Genomic DNA, 25,654 nt, shown 5'->3' on the forward strand with positions numbered 1-25,654 from the left:
TTCCCGGTATTGCTTTGCATTCATCCAATCTATTTGGACGGTTGACTCTCAATCAATAGAAAGTGACCAGTCACGCCGGGGGTTTAGGTCCACTCTTATTATCATTGTCTGCTTTGTCATGACATCAAAGTCTCGTCTAACGACGAGGCTTTTTTTGTATCTGAAATTTACGTGTTATACCAATCTCATTAAATATCTGGTCAGTTCAGCGTCTCTCAGGTTTTTCAATTCAAGGCGCATTGATGTAGAAATGGTTGTTGCCTTTTTAATTGATGTAACACAGAAGTGGAATAACTGAGAGACTCCATTCTGGAGGGTTTCAAAGTCCTTTATGCTTTGTTAGATGATTTCAAAATACGACGGCATGGTATATTTTTTTCCATAAAAAATAAGACATTCCCACCATCCATGGCGGTCAGATGCTGGAGGTAGAGTAACGCAGGAGCTTATTACCGAGAATCACTATTCGATTCAATCATCTGCCTTGCCTACAGCACTTTGAACTCCCGCTGAAAGATCACATATTTAATAGGATTGGTATTAACTCCAAATTGATATACATAGCTAAAAGCAGAGTGTTAGTTAAGTTAGATTAAAAGTTTATCGAGATTGTGTACCATTTATTATTGGGTGTGGATTATAGAGATAATAAAATAGTCTTTGTCGTATGGGCCGCTGGTTCATTGTTTATTGCTGTAGCTAGTTTGTATGGAATATTAATTGGTAACTATTTAAGCAGAGAAAAAGAGTTGAATGTTACGCTTGCTCGGTATTAGTACTGCAGATAACGAATAAGATATTAATTGTTATCCGCAGTTACTGCCATGCAGGTTACTTTTATCTGCATGGCATGAGTTTGTTAGTAATCGCTTAGACGTTCTACGATAAAGTCGACAAAACCTGTTCGGTTAATATTGAACAATACTTTTGCATTATGTGGTTTACCGGTTAATTGATAACGATCAACCACCGTCATTCCCTGTGTATATTCACCTTTCGTTTCAACACCCACCCAACAATCGACCGAGGTAAACAGTGATGGATTAAGTAACCATGCGATGGTGCAAGGGTCATGTAGTGGTGCCCCAGTGAATCCCCATTTGGGGTCGCGGTGATAAATCATAAAAAAGTCGAGTAATTCCGCAACACATTGCGCGATAGGATTTTTAATGGCTCTAATTCGCTCAATATCCTCATCCATAATCTGGGCTTCGTGAGTCACATCTAGTCCGCACATTACGATTGGCAAGCCAGATTTGAATACCATATCTGCAGCTTCTGGATCGACAAAAATATTAAATTCAGCAGCTGGTGTCCAATTGCCCACACCTGCAGCGCCACCCATAAGTACGATACTATCTATGTTTGAATGTAACTCAGGATGAGCAGCTAGAAACAGCGCAATATTAGTTAACGGTCCAGTTGGAACAAGTGTGACGGGTTGCTTACTGTTACGCACTTTTTCGGCCATCAGTTCAATAGCCGTTTGTTCTACAGGTGCAAAGGCTGGATCGGGCAATTTGGGTCCATCCAGACCACTCTCGCCGTGAACATTATCTGCAATGATCAGATCACGAGCTAATGGCTTAAGGGCGCCGCTTGCAACAGGTATATCATGACGATCTAATAGTGTTAGTACACGTAAAGCATTGTTTAAGGTTTTGTCTGGTGTTTGGTTGCCGGCACTGGTGGTGACAGCTAATACATCAAGCTTTGTAGAGCTAAGTGCTAAAATAAGTGAGATGGCATCGTCATGACCGGGATCACAGTCGAGAATTACAGGACGTTTCATGGGTAATTTCCTTATTCTATAAGAGGGTATAATGTACCACTATGACTGTTGTGTGCTTAATGCTTAAGAACTAAAAATGTGATCTAATATACAATGGCATAGTGGTTGAAGAAATGCTCGAGAGTAACTTGCCTTAGCTCGGCGACTATTTCAATTATTCTCGATACCAATAATGTAATTAAACATGTCGTTAAGAGTACATTCTTGTAAAATACAGTGCTTTTTATTTAGTGGGTAAAGTTATGGATTGTCGTTTGGGTTGTGGTGCCTGCTGCATTGCGCCTTCTATCACTAGTGCAATACCAGGCATGCCAATGGGGAAACCTGCTGGGGTGCGTTGTATTCAATTAAATGCCGATAATCTGTGTATGATTTTTGGTCAACCAGAACGTCCAGATGTTTGTGCTGAGTTTAGTGCAAGTATTGATGTGTGCGGCACCACAAATGAACAAGCTTTATGGTTGATCACTGATTTAGAGTCTTCAACATGCTAATCTGCGTTTATTACTTACCTTGGATATTTTAGATCATGCAATTAACCCGATATACAGATTTTGGTATTCGCATTTTGATGTATCTTGCGGTGCAATCTGAACGCGAAAGTTTGTTTCGAATAGCTGAAGTGACTAGTGTGTTTGACCTTTCTTCAAACCATGTAGCCAAGATTATCCATCAATTGGGAAAAAAGGGATATTTGCAGACGGTCAGAGGTAAAAGTGGTGGTTTTAGATTAGCAAAAGCTGCTGATGAGGTGTTAATTGGGCAATTGGTACGTGATTTAGAGCATTCACTATCACCTATTGATTGTGACTCACCTTATTGCCGATTTACGCCAATATGTCAATTAAAAGGCGTGTTGGGTCAGGCTGTTACAGCTTATCTGGCGGTACTTGATCAATATACCTTAGCTGATATTGTATCCAATAAAACGGAAATTTTATCTACACTACCTGACTTATCTATTTCAGTGTTGCAGTTGGATTAGGCAGACTTGCTGTCGTGACATTCATATCATCAAATAATTGAGATGTTGGTACTAATGTGATGCCATTATCGTTCAAACGAGCTAAATTAGCGTTTAAAAATCGAATGGTCTCTGGGTAAGGATGTGCAATAACAACCAGCTTATCTTGCCGTTTGGATTGCGTAATCATCTGCTGAAACTGACGTTCAAGCGCACGTTCACTAATGTCGTTATCTAAAAATATGTGTCTTCTCAGTGATGGTACTCCAAGCTGCATCGCTTTGTTGCTGGCTTTGGTATATTTAGTGGTAAAACTATCGACAAAAAACAACTGCTGCTGTTTTAAACTCTGCATTACCCATAACATCGGTTCATCCATTTGAGTCAGTAAACTCCCCATATGATTATTAGCCCCTTTAGCAAACGGGATATTAGAGAACGCACTTTGTAACTGTTGTTTAATTTGTGTCTCATTCATATCATTGGTTAGCCCTCCAGGTCCTAAAGCTTTGCCATTTAAGGCTTGCATTGGTAGGTGTAACATTATTTCATGACCTTTATGATAACCATCTTGCGCAAGTTTTTGTCCTAGCGGAGTATGGGGCAACACCGATAAAGTGATCGAATTGGGTAATGACAATGCTGCTTCGTCAGTTAGGCGATAACCAATATCGTCAATGATAATGGCTAATTTAGTCGCTGTAGCGGGCATGATGCTACATAAGCATAGTAGGAGTAATAGTAGGTTTCGCACGAATTTAGCTTATCTGGTTGTGTGAGTTTTATTGTTCAATGATATCTATATAACGGCGTGATTATAGACACAGTTATGCCCGTTGATATAGTGCTAATTAATCGGGCCGTTAACCGCTTTCTTTGGCAAGGCATAATGCTATACCTTGTAATACGTTGAACCATTGAATATTAGCAATACGTGTTTTGCTATTAACGACAATAATAAGCTGGGTCGACAGCCTTACCTTTATTACGGATTTCGAAATATAACCCTGGTTCGCTTTGCCCACCTGAACGGCCAACAAGCGCAATAGACTCGCCAGTTTTCACCATATCTCCAGGTTGTCTTAATAGTGTTTGGGCGTGACCGTAGAGGCTCATATAACCCTTACCATGATCAATAACTAACACCATACCAAAACCACGTAACCAGTCGGCATAAATAACTTTTCCTGATGCCACAGCATTGATATTTTGTCCTTCAGGTGCGGCAAGTACAGTTCCTTTCCAAACAATTTGTCCAGAACGGTTGCTACCAAATCGTTTACTCACTCTGCCGTTAGTTGGCCATTTTAATTTGGCTTTTTGACTGACTAATCCATCCATAGTTGGATTGGCTTTTGCGGCAAGCATTGCTTGTTGCACTATACGTTTTAAACTTGCCTCTTCTATTTGCAGTTGCTCTAATTCCGCACCTTTACTGGATAAGGTTCTTTGTAGTTGAGTCAATGTTTGTTGGCGTTGGCCTTGCTCTTTGGTTAATTGCAGCGCTTGTTGCTTTTGATCTATCACTAAAGCATTGAGTTTTTGCTTTGCTGTTACTTGCTGTTGCTTAACTTTATTAAGATCAATGCTAGTTTGCTTGAGTTGTTGAATAGCTTTTATGCGGGCATTGTTGAGAAATTGATAATACGCCAGCATGCGCTCAACAGTGGCGGGGTTTTGCTGGTTAAGCATCATCTTAGTGTAGTCATGATTACCAGCCAAATAAGCGCTAGATAACTGCTTTGATAAGGTGTCTTGCTGACTTTTTTTAAGCTTGGCTAAATCTATCTGCTGTTTATCCAAGTTGCTAAGTTTGACGTTAACTTCAGCCAACGAATTTTGTGATTGATTGACTTTTTTAGCTGCTTTTGCAATCGCTTGCTCGTCACTTTTTAGTAACGCAATAAGCTTCTCGCGTTGCCTTGAGGTGTCTTTGAGCGAATTTTGTTGTTGGTTTATTTGTGCTTGAATAGACTTCAAAGCCGACTGGCGTGAAGACAAATCAGCACTATTTGCCGTAAATGAAAAGATTAGAAAGCCAGCAACAATGCTGGCTTTGATAAATAAACGAGTTATCACGAGTTAATGTTTACTCTTTAAGGTCAATGATACAGCGTCCACTCATTTCTTTCGGGATGCTCTGGCCCATCAAGGTTAACATAGTTGGCGCAATATCGCTCAAGCGTCCACCATCTTTTATTACGGCATCACGACCGACATAAACGAACGGTACCAAGTTACTGGTGTGAGCTGTAAATGCTTGTCCGTTAGAAGGATCTTTCATTTTTTCGGCATTACCATGATCGGCAGTAATCAAGCATTCGCCATCAACTTTAGCTAACGCTTCAACGACACGACCAATACATGCATCAACCGCTTCACACGCTTTAACTGCGGCATCAAAGTTACCGCTATGGCCGACCATATCACCATTTGGATAGTTACAAATGATCACATCATATTTTGTAGATTCTATCGCCGCGACCAATTTATCGGTTAATTCAGTCGAGCTCATTTCAGGTTGCAGATCATATGTAGCGACCTTAGGCGACTGAATTAAAATGCGATCTTCCCCTTCGAATGGCTCTTCTTTACCGCCATTGAAAAAGAATGTCACATGGGCATATTTTTCAGTTTCTGAAATACGCAGCTGGGTTTTATCCAAGTTTTGCAGGGTTTCACCTAAAGTATTGACTAAATCACTTGATGGATAGGCTACCGGAGCATTAATGTCTGCAGCGTAGTCAGTTAACATCACAAAGTTGATTTTTGGTGTTTTATTACGTTTAAAACCGTCAAAGTCTGGATTCACGAAAGTGCGAGTGATTTGGCGAGCTCGATCTGCACGGAAATTCATAAATATCAGCGAATCATTATCGCTTAATACGGCAGCTTTGCCTTGCGCATCAACAATTGCAGATGCTGCAACAAACTCATCATTTTCATCACGAGCATATGCCGCTTCAAGCGCTTCTGGTGCAGAAGCATAAGTAAACTTACCTTTAGCTTCGGTGATTAATTCGTAGGCTTGCGATACGCGATCCCAACGATTATCACGATCCATGGCAAAATATCGACCAATAATTGAGGCTGTACGGCCATGACCTAATTCAGCAAATAGCTCATCAAAATGGATCAAGCTATTTTTAGCGCTACGGGGTGGCGTATCACGGCCATCTAGAAAGGCATGTAAATACACTTTTGTTGCGCCGCGTTCAACAGCCATACGGCACATAGCTTCAATGTGCTCTTCATGGCTGTGTACACCACCGGCAGACAATAGCCCCATAATGTGCACAGCACCATTTGCGGCAATGGCTTTGTCTACTGCATCGCAAAGTGCTGCGTTTTGTTCAAACTCATGGTCTACAATTGCTTTACTGATGCGGGTGAGTTCTTGATAAACAATTCGGCCAGAACCAATATTGATATGGCCAACTTCAGAGTTACCCATTTGACCATCGGGTAATCCGACGTCAATACCAGAACCTGAAATAAGACTGTGAGGGTATTGTGCATTGAGCTTATCTAAGACAGGAGTGTTTGCATGAAAAACCGCGTTATCTTGCGTGTCTTCACTGTAACCCCAACCATCAAGGATAAGTAATGCGAGTGGACGTTTTTTAGCCATTTGCAAGTACCTTATTAAGTTAAAATAGAAGTGTTATAAAATTTCAATTGTATGAATATTACTACTTATCGATAGTGTGCAAAAGGCATATAGGTTTGAAGATATAACTAAAGCAGCTGATAACGAGGGGCGAGTCACGAATAACTCGGCGTAAACCGTTTATTTTAGGTGTTTCTTTAATGAAAACTGCCGAGCAAAACGATATACTCGAGGCCATCTCATCTTAGTCATCGTCAGAGAAATCAGTAATTATGCAAGAATATATGGAATTTTTTAAAGCGAATCCAATGTTAAGCTTAGCGTGGGTCGGCTTGTTTGTAGCACTTGTTGTTAGTGTCATTAAATCTGGTACATCAAAAGTGAAAAATGTCAGTCATCAAGAGCTAACACTCATGGTGAATAAGCAAGATGCCAAACTCGTTGATGTGCGTGGCAAAGAAGAATTTAAGAAAGGCCATATTGTTGATTCACTCAATGTGACCTTATCAGAAATTAAAAATAATCAAGTCACTAGCCTTGAAAAGTTTAAAACTAGCCCCATTATATTAGTATGTAACTCAGGTATGACATCGTCACAAGCAGCTCAACTTCTTACTAAACAAGGATTTGAAAACGTGTTTAACCTTAAAGGTGGCATGGGCGAATGGCAAGGTGCTAATTTACCAGTAGTTAAAAGCAAGCGTTAATATGGTTGCTTAATGGTATTCGGTGTTAACGAATTTGGGTATGAGTTAACACGGTTTATTATCAAGATCTTGTTCGTTATCATTTATCGAGCTGGATCAACTTTACGGGATAGCACTAATGTTAGATTAATTCTTTATGCATTGAGTGTGAAAGCCCAACACAATTAGCTTCACAGAAAAGCTAAATAACATTGATAGGTAGGAAATTATGGCTGAAGTAGCAAACAACGAAGCACAAGCACCACAGTTCAACATTCAGCGTATTTATACAAAGGATTTGTCTTTTGAAACGCCAAACAGCCCTGCTGTTTTCCAGAAAGAATGGAACCCAGAAGTAAAATTAGATTTAGATACTCGCAGCAACAAATTGTCTGACGACACATACGAAGTGATTTTATCACTGACTGTTACAGCTAAAAATGGCGAAGACACCGCATTTTTATGTGAAGTTCAGCAAGCGGGTATTTTCTCGATTGTGGGTTTAACTGAGCAACAACTTGCCCATTCTTTAGGTGCATATTGCCCTAACGTATTGTTCCCATACGCACGTGAATTAGTTGGCAACTTAGTTGGCCGTGGTACTTTCCCACAACTAAACCTTGCTCCAGTGAATTTTGATGCTCTATTTGCTCAGTACGTTCAACAGCGTCAAGCTGCTGCAACTGAAGAAGCAACTGCGTAATTTATGAATAACGCTGCCGAAATTACGGTATTAGGGGCGGGGTCTTATGGCACCGCCCTTGCTATTTCTTTAGCCAGCAATGGCCATAAGACATTGCTTTGGGGTCACGATCCTAAAAGCATGCAAGTATTAGCGGAAAGCCGCAGTAATGAACGTTTTTTGCCTGGCATTCAGTTTCCTGATTGTTTATCCATCGAAGCTGATTTAGGCAAAGCCTTAGCCGCCAGCAAGAATATTTTGGTTGTTGTACCAAGCCATGTATTTGGTGACGTGCTTAAGCAAGCAAAACCATTATTGCGTGACGACGCACGTATTGTGTGGGCGACCAAGGGCTTAGAGCCTGAAACTGGCCGTTTATTACAAGATGTTGCTCGTGAGCAATTAGGTGAACATTATCCACTAGCTGTGTTATCTGGGCCTACCTTTGCCAAAGAATTAGCCGCTGGTTTACCTACCGCTATTTCGGTTGCGGGTACTTGCCCACAGTTTACCCATGACTTAGTCGAATTGCTTCATAGTCCAAAACGCTTGCGTGTATACGCAAATGACGATTTTATCGGCATACAATTAGGCGGAGCGGTTAAAAACGTGATTGCCATTGGTGCAGGTATGTCCGACGGTATTGGCTTTGGTGCAAATGCGCGTACCGCACTCATTACTCGTGGTTTAGTTGAACTGAGCCGTTTAGGTGAAGCTATCGGCGCCGATGCATCAACCTTCATGGGTATGGCGGGTTTAGGTGACTTAGTATTAACGTGTACCGATAATCAGTCGCGTAATCGTCGTTTTGGTTTGGCTTTAGGTCAAGGCAAAGACGTTATCACCGCGCAAGAAGAAATCGGTCAAGTAGTCGAAGGTTATCGAAACACTAAAGAAGTGTTTACCTTAGCCAAACGCCTAGGGGTAGAAATGCCGATCACCGAGCAAATTTACCAAGTCTTATACCAAGGTAAAGCACCGGTTGAAGCAGCAAAAGAGTTACTTAGTCGAGACAAGAAATCTGAAACGCTGAAAAAATAGTGCAACAGAGCGGCTAAGTTAACCGTGAATAGATACTAAAAAGGATGCTAAAATAGCATCCTTTTTTGCATTTAATATTTATCAATTAAATACAAAACAACCCATTTAAAGTGTGGAGTAAAACGTGAAACATCATGACGTAATTATTATCGGCGCCGGCGCGGCAGGATTAATGTGTGCTGCTACTGCGGGCTATCGAGGTCGTGATGTATTGGTGCTAGACAATGCCAAACAAGCTGGTAAAAAAATTCTTATCAGTGGTGGCGGACGTTGTAACTTTACCAACCAAAAGGTTGAGCCGCACCAGTTTATTTGTGGCAATCCACACTTTGTAAAATCAGCATTAGCTCGCTATCGTTCAAGCGATTTTATTGAGCTGGTTGAACGTCATGGTATTGAATACCATGAGCGCGAGCATGGGCAGTTATTCTGTAATGACTCAGCCAAAGAAATCGTCACCATGTTAATGACTGAATGCGAATGGGCCGGCGCTAAAGTAAAGCTGCGTACTGAAATGCTATCTGTTACTAAAACGGATACAGGATTTAATTTAACTACCTCAAATGGTGATTTTAGCTGCGAGTCGTTAGTGATAGCGACTGGCGGTTTATCCATGCCCAAATTAGGTGCTACGCCTTATGGCTATAAGCTGGCAGAGCAATTTGGTTTAACGGTGTTATCAACCAGTGCTGGTTTAGTTCCATTTACGTGGCATGCCGAACAAAAAGTGCGCTTTGAGCCGTTATCGGGTATTGCCGTGCCAACAACCATTACCGCCCAAGATGGTACTCAATTTAGCGAAGCGTTATTGTTTACTCATCGAGGTCTATCAGGCCCAGCAGTACTGCAAATTTCTAATTACTGGCAGCCAGGTGAAGCAATTTCTATCAATTTATTACCGGGTGAAAACGCGTTAGATAAAATTGAATTTGCACTAAAACATCATCCAAAGCAAAGCCTACGCAATACCTTAAGCCAGTGGTTACCTAAGCGTTTGGTTGAAACACTATTTGACGAGTCTCAACTGGATAAAGCTTTAAATCAGCTCGGCCACGGCGAGCGTGAAAAACTTGCTAACGACTTAAACGACTGGTCTATTATTATGAATGGCACCGAAGGCTATCGCACTGCCGAAGTGACTTTAGGCGGCGTTGACACCAATGAATTGTCATCTAAAACCATGCAAGCTAATAAGGTACCAGGTTTGTATTTCATTGGTGAGGTAATGGACGTAAGTGGTTGGTTAGGTGGATTTAATTTTCAATGGGCTTGGAGCTCTGGTGTTGCTGCAGGATTGGCAGTTTAATTGTGTGTAGTGACAATAAAGTTTGCCCGTAAGTGCAAATGACCCGTAGTGGCCAACTCATTTTTAACGATGCTACATGCTGAATTCAGGACGACGTTAAACGAAAAGCTGATTAAAGGGTTTCCTTATGGGTAAACTCTTTTGTCATTATTTCGATCACTAATAATTTTTATTGTTCTGCACAAGATCTACCACTCAAAAATTACTTAATATCTTATCCTGTAACATACTTTTTCAACTTAATCGTGTAAGTTAATCGTGTAAATTAATTGTGAACTTTTTATTCTTTAGTCAGTAAACTCTCACAATTGTCGTTAGCTTAATAAGGGAATTGTTGAAAATGTTAAAGTTGAACCTTGTTTCTTATTCCGTGCTATTAGCCTTTTTGGCTAGTTACAGTGCAATTGCCAACGAATCAAACTCTCTCGATCTTAGTCTGCAAGAGTTACTGAATGTCGAAGTCACTTCGGTATCAAAACAAAAACAGTCTTTGTCGAATTCGCCCGCAGCAATCTATGTCATCACAAGCGAACATATTCGTAATTCAGGTGCTACTTCAATCCCGCAAGTGCTTCGCGATGTACCAGGGCTGCATGTAGGGCAGATTGACTCTCAAAAGTGGGCTATCAGCAGCCGAGGTTTTAATGGGCGCTATAACAACAAATTACTCGTATTGATGGATGGCCGAACCCTGTATTCGCCAATATTTTCAGGTGTCTACTGGGAGGTTCAGGATACGCTGATGGCCGATATTGAACGCATAGAAGTTATACGTGGGCCTAGCGCGGCAATGTGGGGCGCCAATGCAGTAAACGGTGTGATTAATATTATTACCAAACACAGTGCAGATACATCTGGTGGTTATGCAGAATTGGGGGCTGGCGATTATGAGCAAGGATTTGCAGGTTTTCGTTATGGTTCCACATTATCAGATAATGCAACATCAAGAGTGTATGTAAAAGGCCATAGCAGAGACTCGCTTGAGTATAATTCGCAAGATCTCGATAGCGGTCTTGCGGAGCAATTAGCCACTGTTGATAAAGACAACGATTGGATGCATCTTCAAGTGGGAGGCCGCGTTGATATGGAGCTTGATACGGGCACAAGCCTCATGTTGAGCAGTGATGTGTATCGTACTGAAATGCAGCAGACCTCCTATTACCCATCATTAGTTGGGCCTTCATATCGTGAATTTAACCGTGATGAAATAAGCAGTGATGGCTTTAATCTATTATCAAAACTCACTAAAGCATTATCGTCGACCTCTCAATATAGCCTTCAAGCCTACTACGATTATGCAAAAAGAGATGATGACTGGTACGGATTTAGTAGTGAAACGGTTGATGTTGATTTTCAGCATCAGCTACTTGTTGGACAAAATCATAGTATTGTCTGGGGGCTTGGTTACCGTTTTATACAAGATGATTTCGACCAAAGCAGTATTATCGTAAGTAGCGAGCCAGAATCGACACGAACCAATTTGTGGAGTGCATTTGTTCGTGATGAGATTACGTTAGTCGAAGATGAGTTGTGGCTGACGTTAGCGTCACGTTTTGAACACTATGACTACACTGGCTTTGAGGTCCAACCGAATGCTCGCCTAATGTGGCAGTTGAATAAAAAAAATAATCTGTGGGCCTCTGTTGCTCGCGCAGTCAGAACACCGTCGCGGATAGAGAATAATCTATCGGTGAACTCACAAATCATACCGCCTTCAGTTCAGTCGCCATTGGTCAGTATATGGGTGGCTGGTAATGATAATTATAAATCTGAAGAGATCATTTCTTATGAGGTAGGTTATCGTTTTACGCCTGCAAAAAAATGGTCATTTGATTCAGCAATATTTTATAACGATTATGACCAATTGCGCAGCGCTCCAGCTGGCGCAACAGATTTAAGCACATTTCCCAATTATATTTCGCAATATTTAACATTCAGTAATGATCTTGATGGATATAACTATGGATTTGAATTGTCATCTCAGTGGGCTGCCACTGATACTATCCAATTCAAAATAAACTATAGTTTTACTCAAAATGAGTTTGGTGAAAGTCAAAGTCAAAATACTGATGCTCCAGAGCATATGATATCGACAATGATGGATTGGAGTATTAGCGATAATGTTGACTTTAATCTAGTTTGGCGTTTTGTTGGTGACGCTTACGTATTAAATATTAATGACCTCAGTACTAAGACAATTACCAGCACTAGCGGAGTCGATTTAGGGCTGCACTGGAAGGTTACGCCTGATGTCATACTGTCAGCGTTTGGTAAAAATTTACTTGATCCAGCACATCTTGAGTATGAAGGAGAGAGTTATCAGCTCCCTTATCGTGTGGGGCCAAGTTATTACCTCAAAGCTACTTTGACCTTTTAAGGTCGCAACAATGAAAAGTTCCAGTTTAAGTCGACAGTTACTGTATTCATTATTAGTCGTGGGAGCTATTTTGCTTCCACAAGTCTCTATGGCGCAGAACGTATTCGAGTTAAAAGCGGCATTAACCTATAACTTTGCTAAGTTTACTCAATGGCCTGAAGTGCGTCTTGATGCACAATCCGCGTGGAAAATATGTTATTTCAACAATCAATATCACGATAGTTTTATGGGGCTCTCTGATAAAACACTGTTCACTCAATCTGTCATGATTATTCAGTTGTCAGACACAAGTAAAATCGAACAGTGTGATGTAGTTTTTATTGACGCTAATTCTAGAGACATAACACATCGCTTATTATTGACGGTAGAGAATAAAGCTATTTTAACGGTTTCGGATATTACCGGTTTTGCAATGCAAGGTGGGATGATTGAAATTGTCGAGCAAGATAAGCGATTACAATTCAAGGTTAATATGCAAGTGTTAGAAAAGTCAGGATTAAAGATCAGCTCCCAAGTATTAAAATTAGCCCTTGAGGTTAAGCGTTAACATCATTAATTGTTCACCGCAAAAAAGTTATCGTTTAGCATAATACATCGCAGGATGACGCGATATTATCGTGAGCAATCTTTCTATCAGCGATTATGTTTAATCTTTCGGCGCAGCCCAAAAACGGCAACTTGCTAATGATATTGTTGCATTGGCCGATATTTATATTTGTGTCCTCAAAAATTAGCATAAGTTCAAAATTGAGACCTTCGACGGTTCATTTTTCGTGAGTTGTTGAGGTAATATTGCTATGTTTATTGTGCAACACACTTTCAACTTAATCGAATAAGTTGAAGGTGTGATGTAAATTATTTAATCAACAGATTGGCATGCCTGCCTTTAGCTTGACGAAGGAATTATTGAATATGTTAAAGCTGAAAATGACTTGTTATTCTGCGTTATGTATTTTTCTTGCAAGTTCTACAGCTATAGCGGCTGAATCAGACTCTTTGGATCTCAGTCTACAAGAGTTAATGAATGTTGAAGTGACTTCTGTATCAAAGCAAAAACAGCTTTTATCTAATTCACCCGCTGCAATTTATGTCGTCACCAGCGAAAGTATTCGTCGCTCTGGGGCAACCTCAATCCCACAAGCACTTCGCGATGTGCCAGGGCTGCATGTTGCGCAGATTGATTCACAAAAATGGGCCATCGGTAGCCGTGGTTTTAACGGCCGCTACAATAACAAACTATTGGTATTGATGGATGGTAGAACCCTTTATTCTCCAGCTTTCTCCGGTGTTTATTGGGAAGTACAAGACACACTCATGGCAGATATTGAACGTATCGAAGTCATCCGTGGTCCAAGTGCTGCTTTGTGGGGCGCCAATGCGGTTAATGGTGTGATTAACATTATTACCAAACACAGTGCCGACACATTAGGAGGCTATGCAGAGCTAGGTGCCGGAGATTATGAACAAGGTTTTGCTGGTTTTCGTTATGGTTCGACATTGTCTGACAAGGTCACGTCGAGAGTATATTTAAAAGGCCATGAAAGAGATTCGTTTGAGCTTGACCCAAATGATCTTGAGAGTGATTTACTGGTACCATTTGCTGATGCTGGCAAAGATAATAGCTGGCAGCATCTGCAATTAGGTGGGCGCATTGATATTCAGCTTGAGACAGACACAAGCCTCACGTTAAGCAGCGACTTTTATACGTCGAAGATGCAGCAAGCACCTAATATTGCATCAACAGACGCGCCGCTATACCGAGAGTATTATACTGACGAAGTCAAAAGTGATGGCTTTAATCTGTTATCAAAGTACACCAAAGCATTATCGGCAACCTCTGAATATAGCGTACAAACCTATTACGATTATGCAAATAGAGATGAAAATTTATATGGTTTAAGCAGTGAAACATTTGATGTTGATTTTCAACATCAGTTAATTGTTGGACAAAATCATAATGTTGTTTGGGGATTAGGATATCGTTATATACAAGATGATCTCGGCTCCAGCCCTATTCTAGAAAGTAGTGAGGCTTTCTCGACAAATACTGATTTGTGGAGTGCATTCATCAGTGACGATATTATGTTAGTTAAAGACGAGTTGTGGCTTACTCTGGCTTCGCGCTTTGAACGTAATGATTACACTGGTTTTGAAGTTCAACCCAATATTCGTCTTAGATGGCAGTTAGATGCAAAAAACAGTGTATGGACTTCTATTGCTCGAGCAGTGCGAACCCCGTCAAGATTAGAAAATAATATATCTGTAAATGGCCTGAATATACCGCCTTCTGACGAGGCCCCACTGGTTAAGGTATGGGTGTCGGGTAACGACAACTTTGAATCCGAAGAAATTATCTCATACGAGATGGGGTATCGTTTTATTCCGGCAAGCCAATGGTCTTTTGATACTACCGTGTTTTATAACGATTATGACAAACTGCGCAGTACTTCAATAGCTGCAACAGATTTCAGTACATTTCCTAATTACATTTCGCAACATTACCTATTTGGAAATAGCTTGGACGGATATAACTATGGGGCTGAGTTATCTTCGTTATGGGCTGCAACGGATGCGCTTCAGTTTAGAGTCAATTACAGCTTTATCCAAAGCGAATTTGGTGACAGTTTAAATCAGAATACCGACGCACCAGAGCATATGTTGTCGACCATAATTGATTGGAATATTACCGATGATGTTGATGTTAACTTCGTATGGCGTTTTGTCGATAGCACTAACTTAATAAGCCAAAACGGCACAATTATAAAGACAATTTCTAGCTATCATAGTGTTGATATTGGAGTGAGTTGGGACATCACGCCTGAGGTTACACTATCGGCCTACGGGAAAAATTTACTTCATCCAGCCCACCTTGAATATGAAGGAGAAAGCTTACAATTCCCTTATCGGGTAGGGCCAAGTTACTTTGTTAAAATGACTTTAACTTTTTAAGGTCGCGACAATGAAAAAAGCTAATTTGAGTCGACAGATATTGTATTCATTATTGATTGTATTTGTGCTGCTTCCGCGTTCATCAATAGCCCAGGACTCGTTTGATTTAAAAGCGGCGTTTACCTATAACTTTGCTAAATTTACTCAGTGGCCTGAATCGCGTCTCCATGAAAAATCGGCGTGGAAAATATGTTTTTTTGGTAATCAATATCGTGACAGTTTTATTGAATTGGCTAATAAAAAACTGGCCGGTCAATCCATTGCAGTCATTCAACTTTCAGAAACAAGTGCAATCGCACAATGTGATGTGGTCTTCATTGATACCAACTCAAGAGATTTAACCCGTCGTTTGTTTTTGGCTGTCGATAATAAACCTATTTTAACGGTTTCGGATATCTCGGGGTTTGCAGTGCAAGGAGGCATGATTGAAATCATCGAGCAGGATAAACGATTATATTTCAATATTAATAGTAAGGTGTTAGAGGCATCAGGCTTAAACATCAGTTCACAGGTATTGAAATTAGCACTTGAGGTAAAGCGATGAAAATAATAAATTTTGCATCAATCCGAACAAAGTTGATTTTTTCAATGCTAGCGATCGCTATTATTGTCATTGTTATTATTTCTTCATCATTAATCACTAAACAATATGCCGTGACAAAAGAGAAGGCCGAACAAGGCTTGGCGGTGTTAAGTGATATTGTTGCGAGCAATAGCCTGTCAGCGGTTATTTTTAATGACCCAACATCAGCAGAAAAAACCTTATCTGCACTTATTGCTCAACCAGATATTATGCATGCGGCAATATATAACCCTACTGGGAGCCTATTTGCTACTTATCAGGGCAATAAGGCTTATCAAAGTAGTATTGATCAGCAAACGTTATTAAATATTATTTCTTCCAAGAAAAAACTGACGCAGTTTAATCAAGATGGCGTGCATTCATATACCCCACTAGTATTTGAAGGTGAGGTGGTGGGATTACTGCATATTACCGATAATATGAACGAATTCACCAAGCAACTAGACGACTATTTAGTACTTGTTTTATCCACCAGCATTTTTGCCATTTTTGCCAGCTTGTTGGTGATGTTTTGGTTGCAATCGTTATTCACCAAGCCACTTAATACCCTGTTAGAAGTGATAGAACATATCTCAAATAATAAAGACTATACTCAACGCGTAAACCTCAAGTCTAATGATGAATTCTCTCAGTTGGCGCACAGCTTTAATGTGATGATCGGCGAGGTTGATGCTCGAGGTAGACAATTAGAAACCATTAACCATGAATTAGAAAATCGAGTATCAGAGCGCACGTTTGAATTACAACAAACCCTTGAGATTGCCAAAAAAGCCAGCCAGGCCAAATCTGAGTTTTTAGCGGTAATGAGCCATGAAATTAGAACGCCACTCAATGGCATTGTTGGTTTTTCAGATCTACTGACCTCTTTTAAATTAAATAAAAATGTGTCCAACACGGTTCAAATGATCAACGACTCAGCACAAACATTGCTGGTGCTGTTGAATGAAGTGCTCGATTTCTCGAAAGCAGACGCCAATAAAATGGATTTAGACATTAAAGAATTTAATTTGCCCGATCTTGTCACTTCTGCATGCCATTCTCATAAAGTGTCGGCAGAGAAAAAGGGCCTTAATTTTGACGTGTTCATATCGCCATTGATCCACGAAAACTATTTGGGTGACTCCGTCAGAGTGCGACAAATTATTAATAACTTTGTCTCAAACGCTATAAAGTTTACACACCAAGGCGCTATTTCGGTACAGATAAACGAGCACATGGAGGCTTCAGATACCTTTATTACGTTTACAGTTAAAGATACCGGTATTGGCATTGCGACAGCTAAACTAGAGAGTATTTTTACCCCCTTTATGCAGGCTGATAACTCTATTACCCGCGAGTTTGGCGGAACCGGCCTTGGTTTAGCCATTTGCCAACAACTCGTCGTATTGATGAATGGCCGTTACGGTGTAGAAAGCACCTTAAATGAAGGCAGCAACTTCTGGTTTAGCATTCCACTTGTACCACAAGACAACTCATTCATCGCTTCTCCTGCAGTAGTTGAACCGGATAAGAGTGTTCAGGCAACGTATCGATCAACAACCGTGCTTGTTGCTGAAGATAATGTGGTCAATCAGCTGGTGGTAAAGAGTCTGCTAGCGTCTTTGGGGCATCAGTGTGAAATTGTTAATAATGGCCAAGAAGCCATTGTCCGAGCGAGCGAGAAAAAGTTTGATTTAATCTTTATGGATTACCATATGCCAATAGCTGATGGAATAGTTGCAACTAAAGCAATCACTGAGTTAGGTCAGAATGGTATTAATAATGAAACCCCTATCATCGCACTTACTGCAGATATCCAACCAAGTGTTAAAAGGCTATTCCGTAATGCTGGCGCTAAAGACACGTTGTTAAAACCTTTTACCCGCCAGAACCTATCTGAATGTATGAATAAATGGGTGTTTGAACCTGCGAGTCTTTCCGAGGTTGTCGAAGATACTCAGGACGAGGCGTCGTTAGTATTTGTTGATGGACCGCTTGATGACATTCAACAAATTTCGCCAGATGACTCGTACGATCTTGTTAACAGCATAGTGGATTTGTACTTACAAAATGCACCTGAGTTAATTAGAAATATTATAGAAGGCGTAGTCGACAATAATGCCGACCAAGTCTTTAAATCTGCACACTCTTTAAAGTCCAGTTCGGCCAATGTCGGGGCGATAAAAATTCAAATGTTAGCGAGCCAAATAGAGTTGTTTGCACGTTGTGGTGACTTGAGCGATGCCAATCATCTCGCAGACACATTATTGCCGGTGTTTGAACAAACGAAAGAGGCAATATTGCTAAAGTTAGCGAGGTTTGTTTAATGTTATTAAATACACTTCAAGATGTGGTGCTAATCGTTGATGATGACCCTGTCATTCGGATTCTGATGCGTCGAGCATTAAACCAGTCAGTGGGTAGTATTATTGAGGCGAGTAGTGGTGAAGAGGCGATACAGCTTTTTTCTGAGCACTCTCCAGATTTAATATTACTCGATGTGTCGATGGATAACATGGATGGTTTTGAATGCTGTTCAATGATCCGTTCATTACCTGAAGGGGATAATGTCGCCATTATTATGGTGACAGCACTAGATCAGCCGCAAGATATTCAAAAGGCCTTTGATGTAGGTGCAACAGACTTCATGACTAAACCGGTTAAGTGGCCGCTGCTGAGTCACCGCATTCACTATGTGCTGAAAGCTAATAAAACAATCAAAGAGTTAACTAAGAGTAAAAACAAACTCGCCAGAGCACAAAGTATTGCTCACTTGGGCTCGTGGGAATGGAACTTCAAATCCAGTAAGTTAGACTGCTCTGATGAGGTGTATCGCATGCTGGGTATGCAACCTCAAGAGATTGATATTACGTTCTCCAAATTGTTAGAAATCATCCACCCAGATGACCGAGAATTCTTAAAGCTAACCGTTAAAACAGCCTTAAAAACCAGGCAGTCGTATGATATTGAATATCGTGTGTTACATGGTAGTGGAGAGGTGATTACCCTGCATGATAGAACCGATATCACTTACGATTTTGGCGAACCACGGATTAATGGCACTTTGCATGATATTTCTAGTCGGAAAAAATCAGAGCAAGAAATCGCTTATTATGCCTATTACGATACCTTAACGGACCTACCGAACAGACGTAAGTTTTTGTTGCAGTTGGACTCTGCGATTGCTCTAGCTAAGCGTCACACAACCAAATTAGCATTGTTGTTCATTGACTTAGATCATTTCAAAAGAATAAACGATACGTTGGGGCATAAAGCGGGAGATGAATTGTTATGCGAAGCAGCCACACGTATTAAAAACTCGGTACGCATGTCAGATGAGCTCAGTGTGGGGAGTCGGGGAGATTATGAAAATGAACACCTTGCCCGTTTGGGCGGGGACGAATTCACCCTACTTTTATGTGAACTAGAAGTGTTCGATAATGTAGCGGTTATTGCTCAGCGAGTGCTAGATGCACTCTCTAAGCCCTATATTATTCAGGGACAGCAAACGTTTATTTCGGCCAGCATAGGTATTTCGTTTTATCCTGATGACGGCGCTACCGGCGATATTTTGTTGCAGCATGCAGACACAGCCATGTACGAAGTGAAAAATAACGGCAAAAACGGTTATCAATTGTTTTCTCATGATATGCATAAGTCATTAATGGATCGGCTTCAAATAGAAGCTGAACTACGTGAAGCAGTAAGATTAGGCAATCAACTTATGTTGTATTATCAGCCACAAGTTGACTCTGTGAATGGCAATATTATGGGGTACGAAGCATTGCTACGTTGGAATCATCCAACAAGAGGCTTGTTAGCGCCGATAGATTTTCTCGCGATTGCTGAAAGTAGCGGCTTGATTATCCCTATTGGAGAATGGGCTTTGCTTGAAGCTTGTAACAAAGCGAAGACAATACACATTGCAGATGCGAATTTTCAGCGCATGGCTGTTAATCTATCGGCATTGCAATTCAACCATGCAAATATTTTTGACCACGTTAAAAGTGCACTTGTTGAAACCGGCTTACCACCAAGCTTACTCGAGCTTGAAATTACAGAATCAGCCATCATCAGTAACGTCGATGAGGCAATTGCTTTGCTGTTTATGTTAAAAAAACTAGGTGTGAAGTTAGCCATTGATGATTTTGGAACCGGCTACTCTTCATTAAATTACTTAAAGAGCTTTCCCATTGATACATTGAAAATAGATAAATCGTTTGTAGATGGCATTGTGAGTAATCAAAAAGATGCCGCTATTGCTCGCACAATTGTGCAGTTAGCACTTAATTTAGAACTCAGTACGATAGCTGAAGGAGTCGAATTCATAGAGCAGCATGAGTTACTTAAGGCTATGGGGTGTACTAATTTACAAGGTTATTTGTATAGTAAACCCTTACCTTCGGAAATGGTTTGATTGTTATGTAATAGGCTCTCCAAATTGACCATTAACGTAAATTGGTGGCAGCAAAAAGGGCATATTTAAATGAGCGCGCCAAGACGCTTTTAATATCATTAATCCTTTAAGCCGATCAATTCATATTGAGTCGGTTTTTTTGTATCTCTACTTGTATATATAAATAATCATATATACACTTGGTCGTATATTTTTACTTCTTGTTTATCCGTTATGAAAAAGAAAACTGTGTTGTTTCTATGTACTGGCAATTCGGCGCGTTCGCAAATGGCTGAGGCGTTGTTACGCAATAAAGCGGCTGATCAATTTGATGTGTTTAGTGCCGGGACATCGCCAGAACAAGTCGATGTTCGAACTATTGAGGCTATTACTCGCTTTGGTATTGATGCGGGTGATTTAGTGTCTAAGCACTTGCATACTTTTGCTGGCAAAGACTTCGATTATGTTATTACCCTTTGCGAAAAAGCTAATAATGAATGTCGTAGTTACCCTGGTGCAGGTAAACAATTGGCATGGGATTTCCCTGATCCTAAATCCCGTACAGGTAATCATCCATTTTCAAGCACCATGACCGAGCTTAACAATCGTTTGTCGATGTTTTTGCTGGTGGAAAATAAAGTCACTTCCGAGGCCTCGAATGAGATTATCATCGAGACAAAAATCGAAGATCGCAATCAATCTGCCCCAGAACGATTAATCGATTTCGATCCCATTACATTTTATAAATGCCTTACCGATGACATTCGCCTAAAAAGCTTAATGCTGACCCATTACCACGGTGAATTGTGTGTGTGCGAGCTGATGGAAGCGCTAAATGAAGAAAGCCAACCAAAAGTCTCGCGCAATTTAGCCTTGTTAAAAAAGGCTGCGATTATTAGCGACAGAAAACACGGTCAGTGGGTGTTTTATCGCATCAATCCTAACTTACCTCTATGGGCCAAATCAGTAATAGCAGAAACCACTGAAAACAATCTTGGGTTGATTATGTCGCCATTAGAGCGGTTAGACATTATGCAAAATAGACCGAACAAGGTGAGTTTTTGTCGTTAATGCTGTGTTGTAAAAAATATTATTAATATTTTTGTGTTGTACCCTCATTGTTTGGAGTCTTGTTATGGGCATGTTTGAACGGTTTTTATCGGTATGGGTTGGTTTAAGTATGTTGGCCGGAGTGTTGTTAGGTTTATGGCAGCCAGATATCTTTCAAGCTATAGCAAACCTTGAAATCGCCCACGTTAACTTGGTTGTTGCGGTATTTATCTGGGTGATGATTTACCCAATGATGGTGCAAATTGATTTTTCGGCAATGAAAGATGTGGGTAAAAATCCCAAAGGATTATTGCTGACCGTGGTTATTAATTGGTTAATTAAACCCTTTACCATGGCGGCATTAGGATGGCTGTTTTTTAAGGTGTTGTTTGCCGATTTGGTCGACCCTGCATCTGCACAAGAGTATATAGCAGGGATGATTTTATTAGGTGTTGCGCCATGTACAGCGATGGTGTTTGTGTGGTCACAACTAACCAAAGGAGATGCGAATTACACCTTGGTGCAAGTGTCGGTTAATGATGTGATTATGATTTTTGCCTTTGCGCCAATTACCGCATTATTACTGGGCGTGAGCGATATTCAGGTGCCATGGGAAACCTTGCTTATTTCGGTACTACTGTATGTGTTGTTGCCGCTATTGGCCGGAGTGACAACACGTTACTTGCTTAATCGCCGCCATGGATTAGCCGCAGTTAACTCATTTTTGGCCACCTTAAAACCATGGTCGATTATCGGCTTACTGGCCACTGTGGTGTTGTTGTTTGGTTTTCAAGCTGAAGTCATTGTGTCTGATCCGCAAACCATTGGCTTGATAGCTGTGCCTTTGATTATTCAAACTTACGGTATTTTTATTATTGCGTATATAGCCGCTAAATGGCTGAAATTATCCCATAACATTGCCGCTCCAGCTTGTTTAATTGGCACCTCTAACTTTTTTGAACTGGCGGTGGCCGTGGCGATATCGCTATTTGGGCTGCACTCAGGAGCCGCGTTGGCTACAGTGGTTGGGGTATTAGTTGAAGTGCCGGTGATGTTATCGCTAGTAGCCATTATTAATCGAACTCAACATTGGTTTAATCACTGATTTAGTCGCTTTGTGAGTTCAGTTTTATGAGCCAATTTGTTGAAAGCATTTTTTAAGTTACTTTTTGGAGTTAACCATGCAACCTCATCCTTATGATGTTTTAACGTTAGATAATGGCGCCAAACTGATTTTTACTCCGTGCCCTGGTACCAAAGATGAAGCTGTATCTGCGTCAGTTGCTACATTGAAGGCGGCAGGTACAAAAATGCTAGTCACCTTGATGTTCGATGATGAAATCGTACGCAATGAAGCAGAATATTTACCTGCAGAATGTACCAAACAAGCCATTACCTGGGTGCAATTGCCCATTGCTGACGATGCCGCGCCAGGGCAAGAGTTTGAAACCCAGTGGTTAGCCCATAAAACCCAGATTATTGAATTGTTAAATAACCAAGGCATTATTGCAGTGCATTGCAAAGGCGGTTCGGGCCGCACTGGATTGGTGATTGGTCTGATATTAGTCAGCTTAGGCTGGCCTAAAGATAAAGTCATTAATGCAGTACAAGCATTGCGGCCCAAGGCGCTAGTTAATCCGGTTCAGCGTGAATATTTTGATGCATTTAATGGTTAGCATGTAGTGATTAACCTTTGAAACGATAACTTAACAATGAGAGCAAGCTCAGGACACCATTATGACGATAAAAATAGGTATTAACGGTTTTGGCCGTATGGGACGTTTATCAATGCGCGCAGCATATGATTGGGACGATGTAGAAATTGTACATATTAACGATCCTGCTGGCGATGCCGCCACGCTGGCACATTTAATGACCTTTGATTCAGTCCATGGCCGCTGGCACCACGAGGCAACACATGACGGTGATGCTATTGTTATTAACGGTAAAGCCATTCCTTGCAGCCGTAATGTTGCTACCCAAGACACTGATTGGTCAAAATGCGATGTGGTGATTGAGGCCTCTGGCAAGATAAAAACCAAAGCCTTGCTACAAGCTTACTTAGCTCAAGGTGTAAAACGGGTTGTGGTGACTGCGCCAGTAAAAGAAGACGGCGTGCTCAATATTGTGATGGGCGTTAACGATGATTTATACGACAAAGCCATCCATCCCATCGTGACCGCAGCTTCTTGTACCACTAACTGCTTAGCGCCTGTAGTAAAAGTGATCCATGAGAACATTGGCATTAAGCATGGCTCAATGACCACGATTCATGACATTACCAATACCCAAACTATTTTAGATGCACCGCATCAAGACTTACGTCGCGCTCGTGCGTGTGGCATTAGTTTGATACCCACTACCACGGGTTCGGCTACCGCGATTACCCATATTTTCCCAGAGCTAAAAGGTAAGTTAAATGGTCATGCGATACGGGTACCGTTAGCCAATGCGTCACTGACCGATTGTGTATTTGAAGTGGCTCGTGGAACAACGGTTGAAGAAGTAAACCAACTATTGAAGCAAGCAGCTGATACTGAACTGCAGGGTATCATGGGTTATGAAGAGCGGCCATTAGTGTCGGTAGATTATAAAACCGACCCGCGCTCAAGCATTATCGATGCGTTGTCGACCATGGTGGTGAATGACACCCAAGTGAAACTGTATGTGTGGTACGACAACGAGTGGGGATACGCTAATCGTACCGCTGAGCTCGCACGTAAAGTCGGCTTAGCAGATAAGGAATAAGCTTCATGGGGCTGGATACATTGCGTACCTTATCACCATCGATAAAACAGTACTTATTGATTACCGGTAATTACTGGGCATTTACCTTAACCGATGGCGCTTTGCGTATGCTGGTGGTGTTGTATTTTCACCAATTGGGTTACAGCCCGTTAAATATTGCGATGTTGTTTTTGTTTTATGAGATTTTTGGTGTTGTGACTAATCTTGTTGGTGGTTGGTTAGGCGCACGGCTTGGCCTAAATAACACTATGAATATTGGCTTAGGCCTGCAAATAGTGGCACTAGCTATGCTAACTGTACCTGCTGACATGCTAACCGTCATGTACGTTATGGCTGCTCAGGCGCTGTCGGGCATCGCCAAAGATTTGAATAAAATGAGCGCCAAAAGTGCCATTAAAACCTTAGTGCCAGCAGATGCAGAAGGTAAGCTTTACCAATGGGTTGCGTTGTTAACGGGCTCTAAAAATGCCTTAAAAGGAGTGGGATTCTTTTTAGGTGGTGTGTTACTCACAGGCCTAGGGTTTACAGGCGCCATTATTTTAATGGCCACGTTATTAGGCATTGTATGGTTATGTAGTTTAGTGACCTTAAAAGATGATTTAGGCAAAGCGAAAAACAAACCCAAATTCAAAGATATTTTTTCTAAAAGTCAGTCGATTAACATCCTTTCGGCGGCGCGGATGTTTTTGTTTGGCGCCAGAGATGTATGGTTTGTGGTGGCATTACCGGTATTTTTAGCCACAACTTTTGGCTGGGATCATTGGTGTGTTGGTAGCTTTATGGCTAGCTGGGTGATTGGTTATGGTGTGGTGCAATCCATTGCACCTTATTTCACCGGTAAACGACAGGGAAAAGTGCCGAGCGGCCGAGCTGCTTTTACATGGGCAACTTATTTACTACTCATTCCTGCCGCGATTGCAGTCGCACTACATGCCGATTTTTATGTGCTAGAAAGTGTCGTCATCGGTTTATTAATGTTTGGCGCGGTGTTTGCGATTAACTCATCACTGCATAGCTACTTAATTGTTAGCTATGCTGGCAGTGATGGCGTGTCACTGGACGTGGGCTTTTACTATATGGCCAATGCCATGGGAAGGTTGATTGGAACGATACTGTCAGGTTGGGTCTATCAAGCCTATGGCTTAGAAGCTTGTTTATGGATATCGAGTGGTTTTATAGCTCTTGCTGCCTTAATTTCACTTAAGTTGCCTCATAAAAGGTAAGCCATTGCAACCGCTAGATGCATTTTTGTTTACACATCGATATTTCGTTATCTAACCGTGATAGCCTGAAACTCTTACCGTATCATCGGTAAAAATTGCCTGCTCATCTATGGCTTTCTCATTATTGACTTTCTTGCTTTAAATTTTAAAGCCATAAAAATCATGGTCTTATGGCTTTTTTTTAAAAGTTGGCATGATGCTGGCTTTAACTAATTCATAGTCGTGGTGTGAATCGTTAATTTTTACGATAGAGATAAGATATTTGTAT

The 25,654-nt window shown here is 41.0% G+C and carries 21 protein-coding genes; 17 read left to right on the forward strand and 4 right to left on the reverse strand.

Annotated features, from left to right (window positions below; genetic code table 11):
* Window positions 1-859: 859 nt before the first annotated feature.
* Window positions 860-1,792 (reverse strand): pyrimidine-specific ribonucleoside hydrolase RihA, encoded by a 933-nt coding sequence (gene rihA / locus AAEY99_RS02835; RefSeq protein WP_351009030.1) that lies wholly within the window; start codon window positions 1,790-1,792, stop codon window positions 860-862.
* 242 nt (window positions 1,793-2,034) lie between these two features.
* Here rihA and AAEY99_RS02840 point away from each other — a divergent pair, with 242 nt between their 5' ends.
* Window positions 2,035-2,286: a YkgJ family cysteine cluster protein gene (locus tag AAEY99_RS02840; protein WP_011639430.1), complete on the forward strand. Its 252-nt coding sequence runs from the start codon at window positions 2,035-2,037 to the stop codon at window positions 2,284-2,286.
* 35 nt (window positions 2,287-2,321) lie between these two features.
* On the forward strand, window positions 2,322-2,777 hold the full coding sequence (locus AAEY99_RS02845; RefSeq protein ID WP_101088681.1) for an Rrf2 family transcriptional regulator: 456 nt from the start codon (window positions 2,322-2,324) through the stop codon (window positions 2,775-2,777).
* Here the strand turns inward: AAEY99_RS02845 and AAEY99_RS02850 are convergent.
* The 3 genes from AAEY99_RS02850 to gpmM form a co-directional block, all read right to left on the reverse strand.
* Window positions 2,752-3,510, reverse strand: a complete 759-nt coding sequence (locus AAEY99_RS02850) for a divergent polysaccharide deacetylase family protein (RefSeq protein WP_409085888.1) — start codon at window positions 3,508-3,510, stop codon at window positions 2,752-2,754. The two genes, AAEY99_RS02845 and AAEY99_RS02850, sit on opposite strands and share 26 nt — an antisense overlap.
* A 191-nt stretch (window positions 3,511-3,701) precedes the next feature.
* Window positions 3,702-4,835 (reverse strand): murein hydrolase activator EnvC family protein, encoded by a 1,134-nt coding sequence (locus AAEY99_RS02855; RefSeq protein ID WP_351009034.1) that lies wholly within the window; start codon window positions 4,833-4,835, stop codon window positions 3,702-3,704.
* 10 nt (window positions 4,836-4,845) lie between these two features.
* A complete protein-coding gene (gene gpmM / locus AAEY99_RS02860; protein ID WP_351009036.1) occupies window positions 4,846-6,387 on the reverse strand; it encodes a 2,3-bisphosphoglycerate-independent phosphoglycerate mutase in 1,542 nt (513 codons plus the stop codon).
* Window positions 6,388-6,638: 251 nt separating this feature from the next.
* Here gpmM and AAEY99_RS02865 point away from each other — a divergent pair, with 251 nt between their 5' ends.
* The 15 genes from AAEY99_RS02865 to arsJ all read left to right on the forward strand — a co-directional run bounded on the left by AAEY99_RS02865 (window position 6,639) and on the right by arsJ (window position 25,386).
* A complete protein-coding gene (locus tag AAEY99_RS02865; RefSeq protein WP_101088677.1) occupies window positions 6,639-7,073 on the forward strand; it encodes a rhodanese-like domain-containing protein in 435 nt (144 codons plus the stop codon).
* A 208-nt stretch (window positions 7,074-7,281) separates the two neighbouring features.
* On the forward strand, window positions 7,282-7,755 hold the full coding sequence (gene secB, locus AAEY99_RS02870) for a protein-export chaperone SecB (RefSeq protein ID WP_011639424.1): 474 nt from the start codon (window positions 7,282-7,284) through the stop codon (window positions 7,753-7,755).
* Between the two features lie 3 nt (window positions 7,756-7,758).
* A complete protein-coding gene (gene gpsA, locus AAEY99_RS02875; RefSeq protein WP_162024215.1) occupies window positions 7,759-8,775 on the forward strand; it encodes an NAD(P)H-dependent glycerol-3-phosphate dehydrogenase in 1,017 nt (338 codons plus the stop codon).
* A gap of 124 nt (window positions 8,776-8,899) precedes the next feature.
* Entirely contained in the window at window positions 8,900-10,081 is a 1,182-nt protein-coding gene (locus AAEY99_RS02880) for a BaiN/RdsA family NAD(P)/FAD-dependent oxidoreductase (protein WP_350998468.1), read from the forward strand.
* 340 nt (window positions 10,082-10,421) lie between these two features.
* Window positions 10,422-12,458, forward strand: coding sequence for a TonB-dependent receptor plug domain-containing protein (locus tag AAEY99_RS02885; RefSeq protein ID WP_351009039.1), 2,037 nt, complete (start codon window positions 10,422-10,424; stop codon window positions 12,456-12,458).
* A gap of 10 nt (window positions 12,459-12,468) precedes the next feature.
* Window positions 12,469-13,005, forward strand: coding sequence for a YfiR family protein (locus AAEY99_RS02890; protein ID WP_350998462.1), 537 nt, complete (start codon window positions 12,469-12,471; stop codon window positions 13,003-13,005).
* Between the two features lie 365 nt (window positions 13,006-13,370).
* On the forward strand, window positions 13,371-15,407 hold the full coding sequence (locus AAEY99_RS02895; protein ID WP_351009041.1) for a TonB-dependent receptor plug domain-containing protein: 2,037 nt from the start codon (window positions 13,371-13,373) through the stop codon (window positions 15,405-15,407).
* Window positions 15,408-15,417: 10 nt separating this feature from the next.
* A complete protein-coding gene (locus AAEY99_RS02900) occupies window positions 15,418-15,951 on the forward strand; it encodes a YfiR family protein (RefSeq protein WP_101088672.1) in 534 nt (177 codons plus the stop codon).
* Window positions 15,948-18,296, forward strand: coding sequence for an ATP-binding protein (locus tag AAEY99_RS02905; RefSeq protein ID WP_351009044.1), 2,349 nt, complete (start codon window positions 15,948-15,950; stop codon window positions 18,294-18,296). The genes AAEY99_RS02900 and AAEY99_RS02905 overlap by 4 nt, the downstream gene beginning before the upstream one ends.
* Window positions 18,296-20,386, forward strand: coding sequence for a two-component system response regulator (locus AAEY99_RS02910; protein ID WP_351009047.1), 2,091 nt, complete (start codon window positions 18,296-18,298; stop codon window positions 20,384-20,386). Before AAEY99_RS02905 ends, AAEY99_RS02910 begins: the two co-directional genes overlap by 1 nt.
* A gap of 213 nt (window positions 20,387-20,599) precedes the next feature.
* Window positions 20,600-21,436: a metalloregulator ArsR/SmtB family transcription factor gene (locus tag AAEY99_RS02915; RefSeq protein ID WP_351009050.1), complete on the forward strand. Its 837-nt coding sequence runs from the start codon at window positions 20,600-20,602 to the stop codon at window positions 21,434-21,436.
* Between the two features lie 64 nt (window positions 21,437-21,500).
* The gene (gene arsB, locus AAEY99_RS02920; protein ID WP_162024208.1) at window positions 21,501-22,520 is read left to right on the forward strand and encodes an ACR3 family arsenite efflux transporter; all 1,020 of its coding nucleotides are present in this window, start codon (window positions 21,501-21,503) and stop codon (window positions 22,518-22,520) included.
* A 76-nt stretch (window positions 22,521-22,596) separates the two neighbouring features.
* Window positions 22,597-23,091, forward strand: coding sequence for a phosphatase domain-containing putative toxin (locus tag AAEY99_RS02925; RefSeq protein WP_351009052.1), 495 nt, complete (start codon window positions 22,597-22,599; stop codon window positions 23,089-23,091).
* A gap of 61 nt (window positions 23,092-23,152) precedes the next feature.
* The gene (locus tag AAEY99_RS02930; RefSeq protein ID WP_351009053.1) at window positions 23,153-24,163 is read left to right on the forward strand and encodes an ArsJ-associated glyceraldehyde-3-phosphate dehydrogenase; all 1,011 of its coding nucleotides are present in this window, start codon (window positions 23,153-23,155) and stop codon (window positions 24,161-24,163) included.
* Window positions 24,164-24,168: 5 nt separating this feature from the next.
* Entirely contained in the window at window positions 24,169-25,386 is a 1,218-nt protein-coding gene (gene arsJ / locus AAEY99_RS02935) for an organoarsenical effux MFS transporter ArsJ (protein ID WP_351009056.1), read from the forward strand.
* Window positions 25,387-25,654 lie beyond the last annotated feature (268 nt).

Source organism: Shewanella sp. S1-58-MNA-CIBAN-0166, from assembly GCF_040310085.1.
Taxonomy (GTDB): domain Bacteria; phylum Pseudomonadota; class Gammaproteobacteria; order Enterobacterales; family Shewanellaceae; genus Shewanella.

Bases quoted from the DNA above. Each gene is read 5' to 3' on its own strand.
- AAEY99_RS02915 (WP_351009050.1), top strand. From the start codon at position 20,600: ATGAAAAAGAAAACTGTGTTGTTTCTATGTACTGGCAATTCGGCGCGT.
- AAEY99_RS02895 (WP_351009041.1), top strand. From the start codon at position 13,371: ATGTTAAAGCTGAAAATGACTTGTTATTCTGCGTTATGTATTTTTCTT.
- AAEY99_RS02925 (WP_351009052.1), top strand. From the start codon at position 22,597: ATGCAACCTCATCCTTATGATGTTTTAACGTTAGATAATGGCGCCAAA.
- AAEY99_RS02910 (WP_351009047.1), top strand. From the start codon at position 18,296: ATGTTATTAAATACACTTCAAGATGTGGTGCTAATCGTTGATGATGAC.
- AAEY99_RS02930 (WP_351009053.1), top strand. From the start codon at position 23,153: ATGACGATAAAAATAGGTATTAACGGTTTTGGCCGTATGGGACGTTTA.
- gpsA (WP_162024215.1), top strand. From the start codon at position 7,759: ATGAATAACGCTGCCGAAATTACGGTATTAGGGGCGGGGTCTTATGGC.
- AAEY99_RS02900 (WP_101088672.1), top strand. From the start codon at position 15,418: ATGAAAAAAGCTAATTTGAGTCGACAGATATTGTATTCATTATTGATT.
- AAEY99_RS02865 (WP_101088677.1), top strand. From the start codon at position 6,639: ATGCAAGAATATATGGAATTTTTTAAAGCGAATCCAATGTTAAGCTTA.
- AAEY99_RS02840 (WP_011639430.1), top strand. From the start codon at position 2,035: ATGGATTGTCGTTTGGGTTGTGGTGCCTGCTGCATTGCGCCTTCTATC.
- arsJ (WP_351009056.1), top strand. From the start codon at position 24,169: ATGGGGCTGGATACATTGCGTACCTTATCACCATCGATAAAACAGTAC.
- AAEY99_RS02890 (WP_350998462.1), top strand. From the start codon at position 12,469: ATGAAAAGTTCCAGTTTAAGTCGACAGTTACTGTATTCATTATTAGTC.
- gpmM (WP_351009036.1), bottom strand. From the start codon at position 6,387: ATGGCTAAAAAACGTCCACTCGCATTACTTATCCTTGATGGTTGGGGT.
- arsB (WP_162024208.1), top strand. From the start codon at position 21,501: ATGGGCATGTTTGAACGGTTTTTATCGGTATGGGTTGGTTTAAGTATG.
- AAEY99_RS02845 (WP_101088681.1), top strand. From the start codon at position 2,322: ATGCAATTAACCCGATATACAGATTTTGGTATTCGCATTTTGATGTAT.
- secB (WP_011639424.1), top strand. From the start codon at position 7,282: ATGGCTGAAGTAGCAAACAACGAAGCACAAGCACCACAGTTCAACATT.
- rihA (WP_351009030.1), bottom strand. From the start codon at position 1,792: ATGAAACGTCCTGTAATTCTCGACTGTGATCCCGGTCATGACGATGCC.
- AAEY99_RS02885 (WP_351009039.1), top strand. From the start codon at position 10,422: ATGTTAAAGTTGAACCTTGTTTCTTATTCCGTGCTATTAGCCTTTTTG.
- AAEY99_RS02905 (WP_351009044.1), top strand. From the start codon at position 15,948: ATGAAAATAATAAATTTTGCATCAATCCGAACAAAGTTGATTTTTTCA.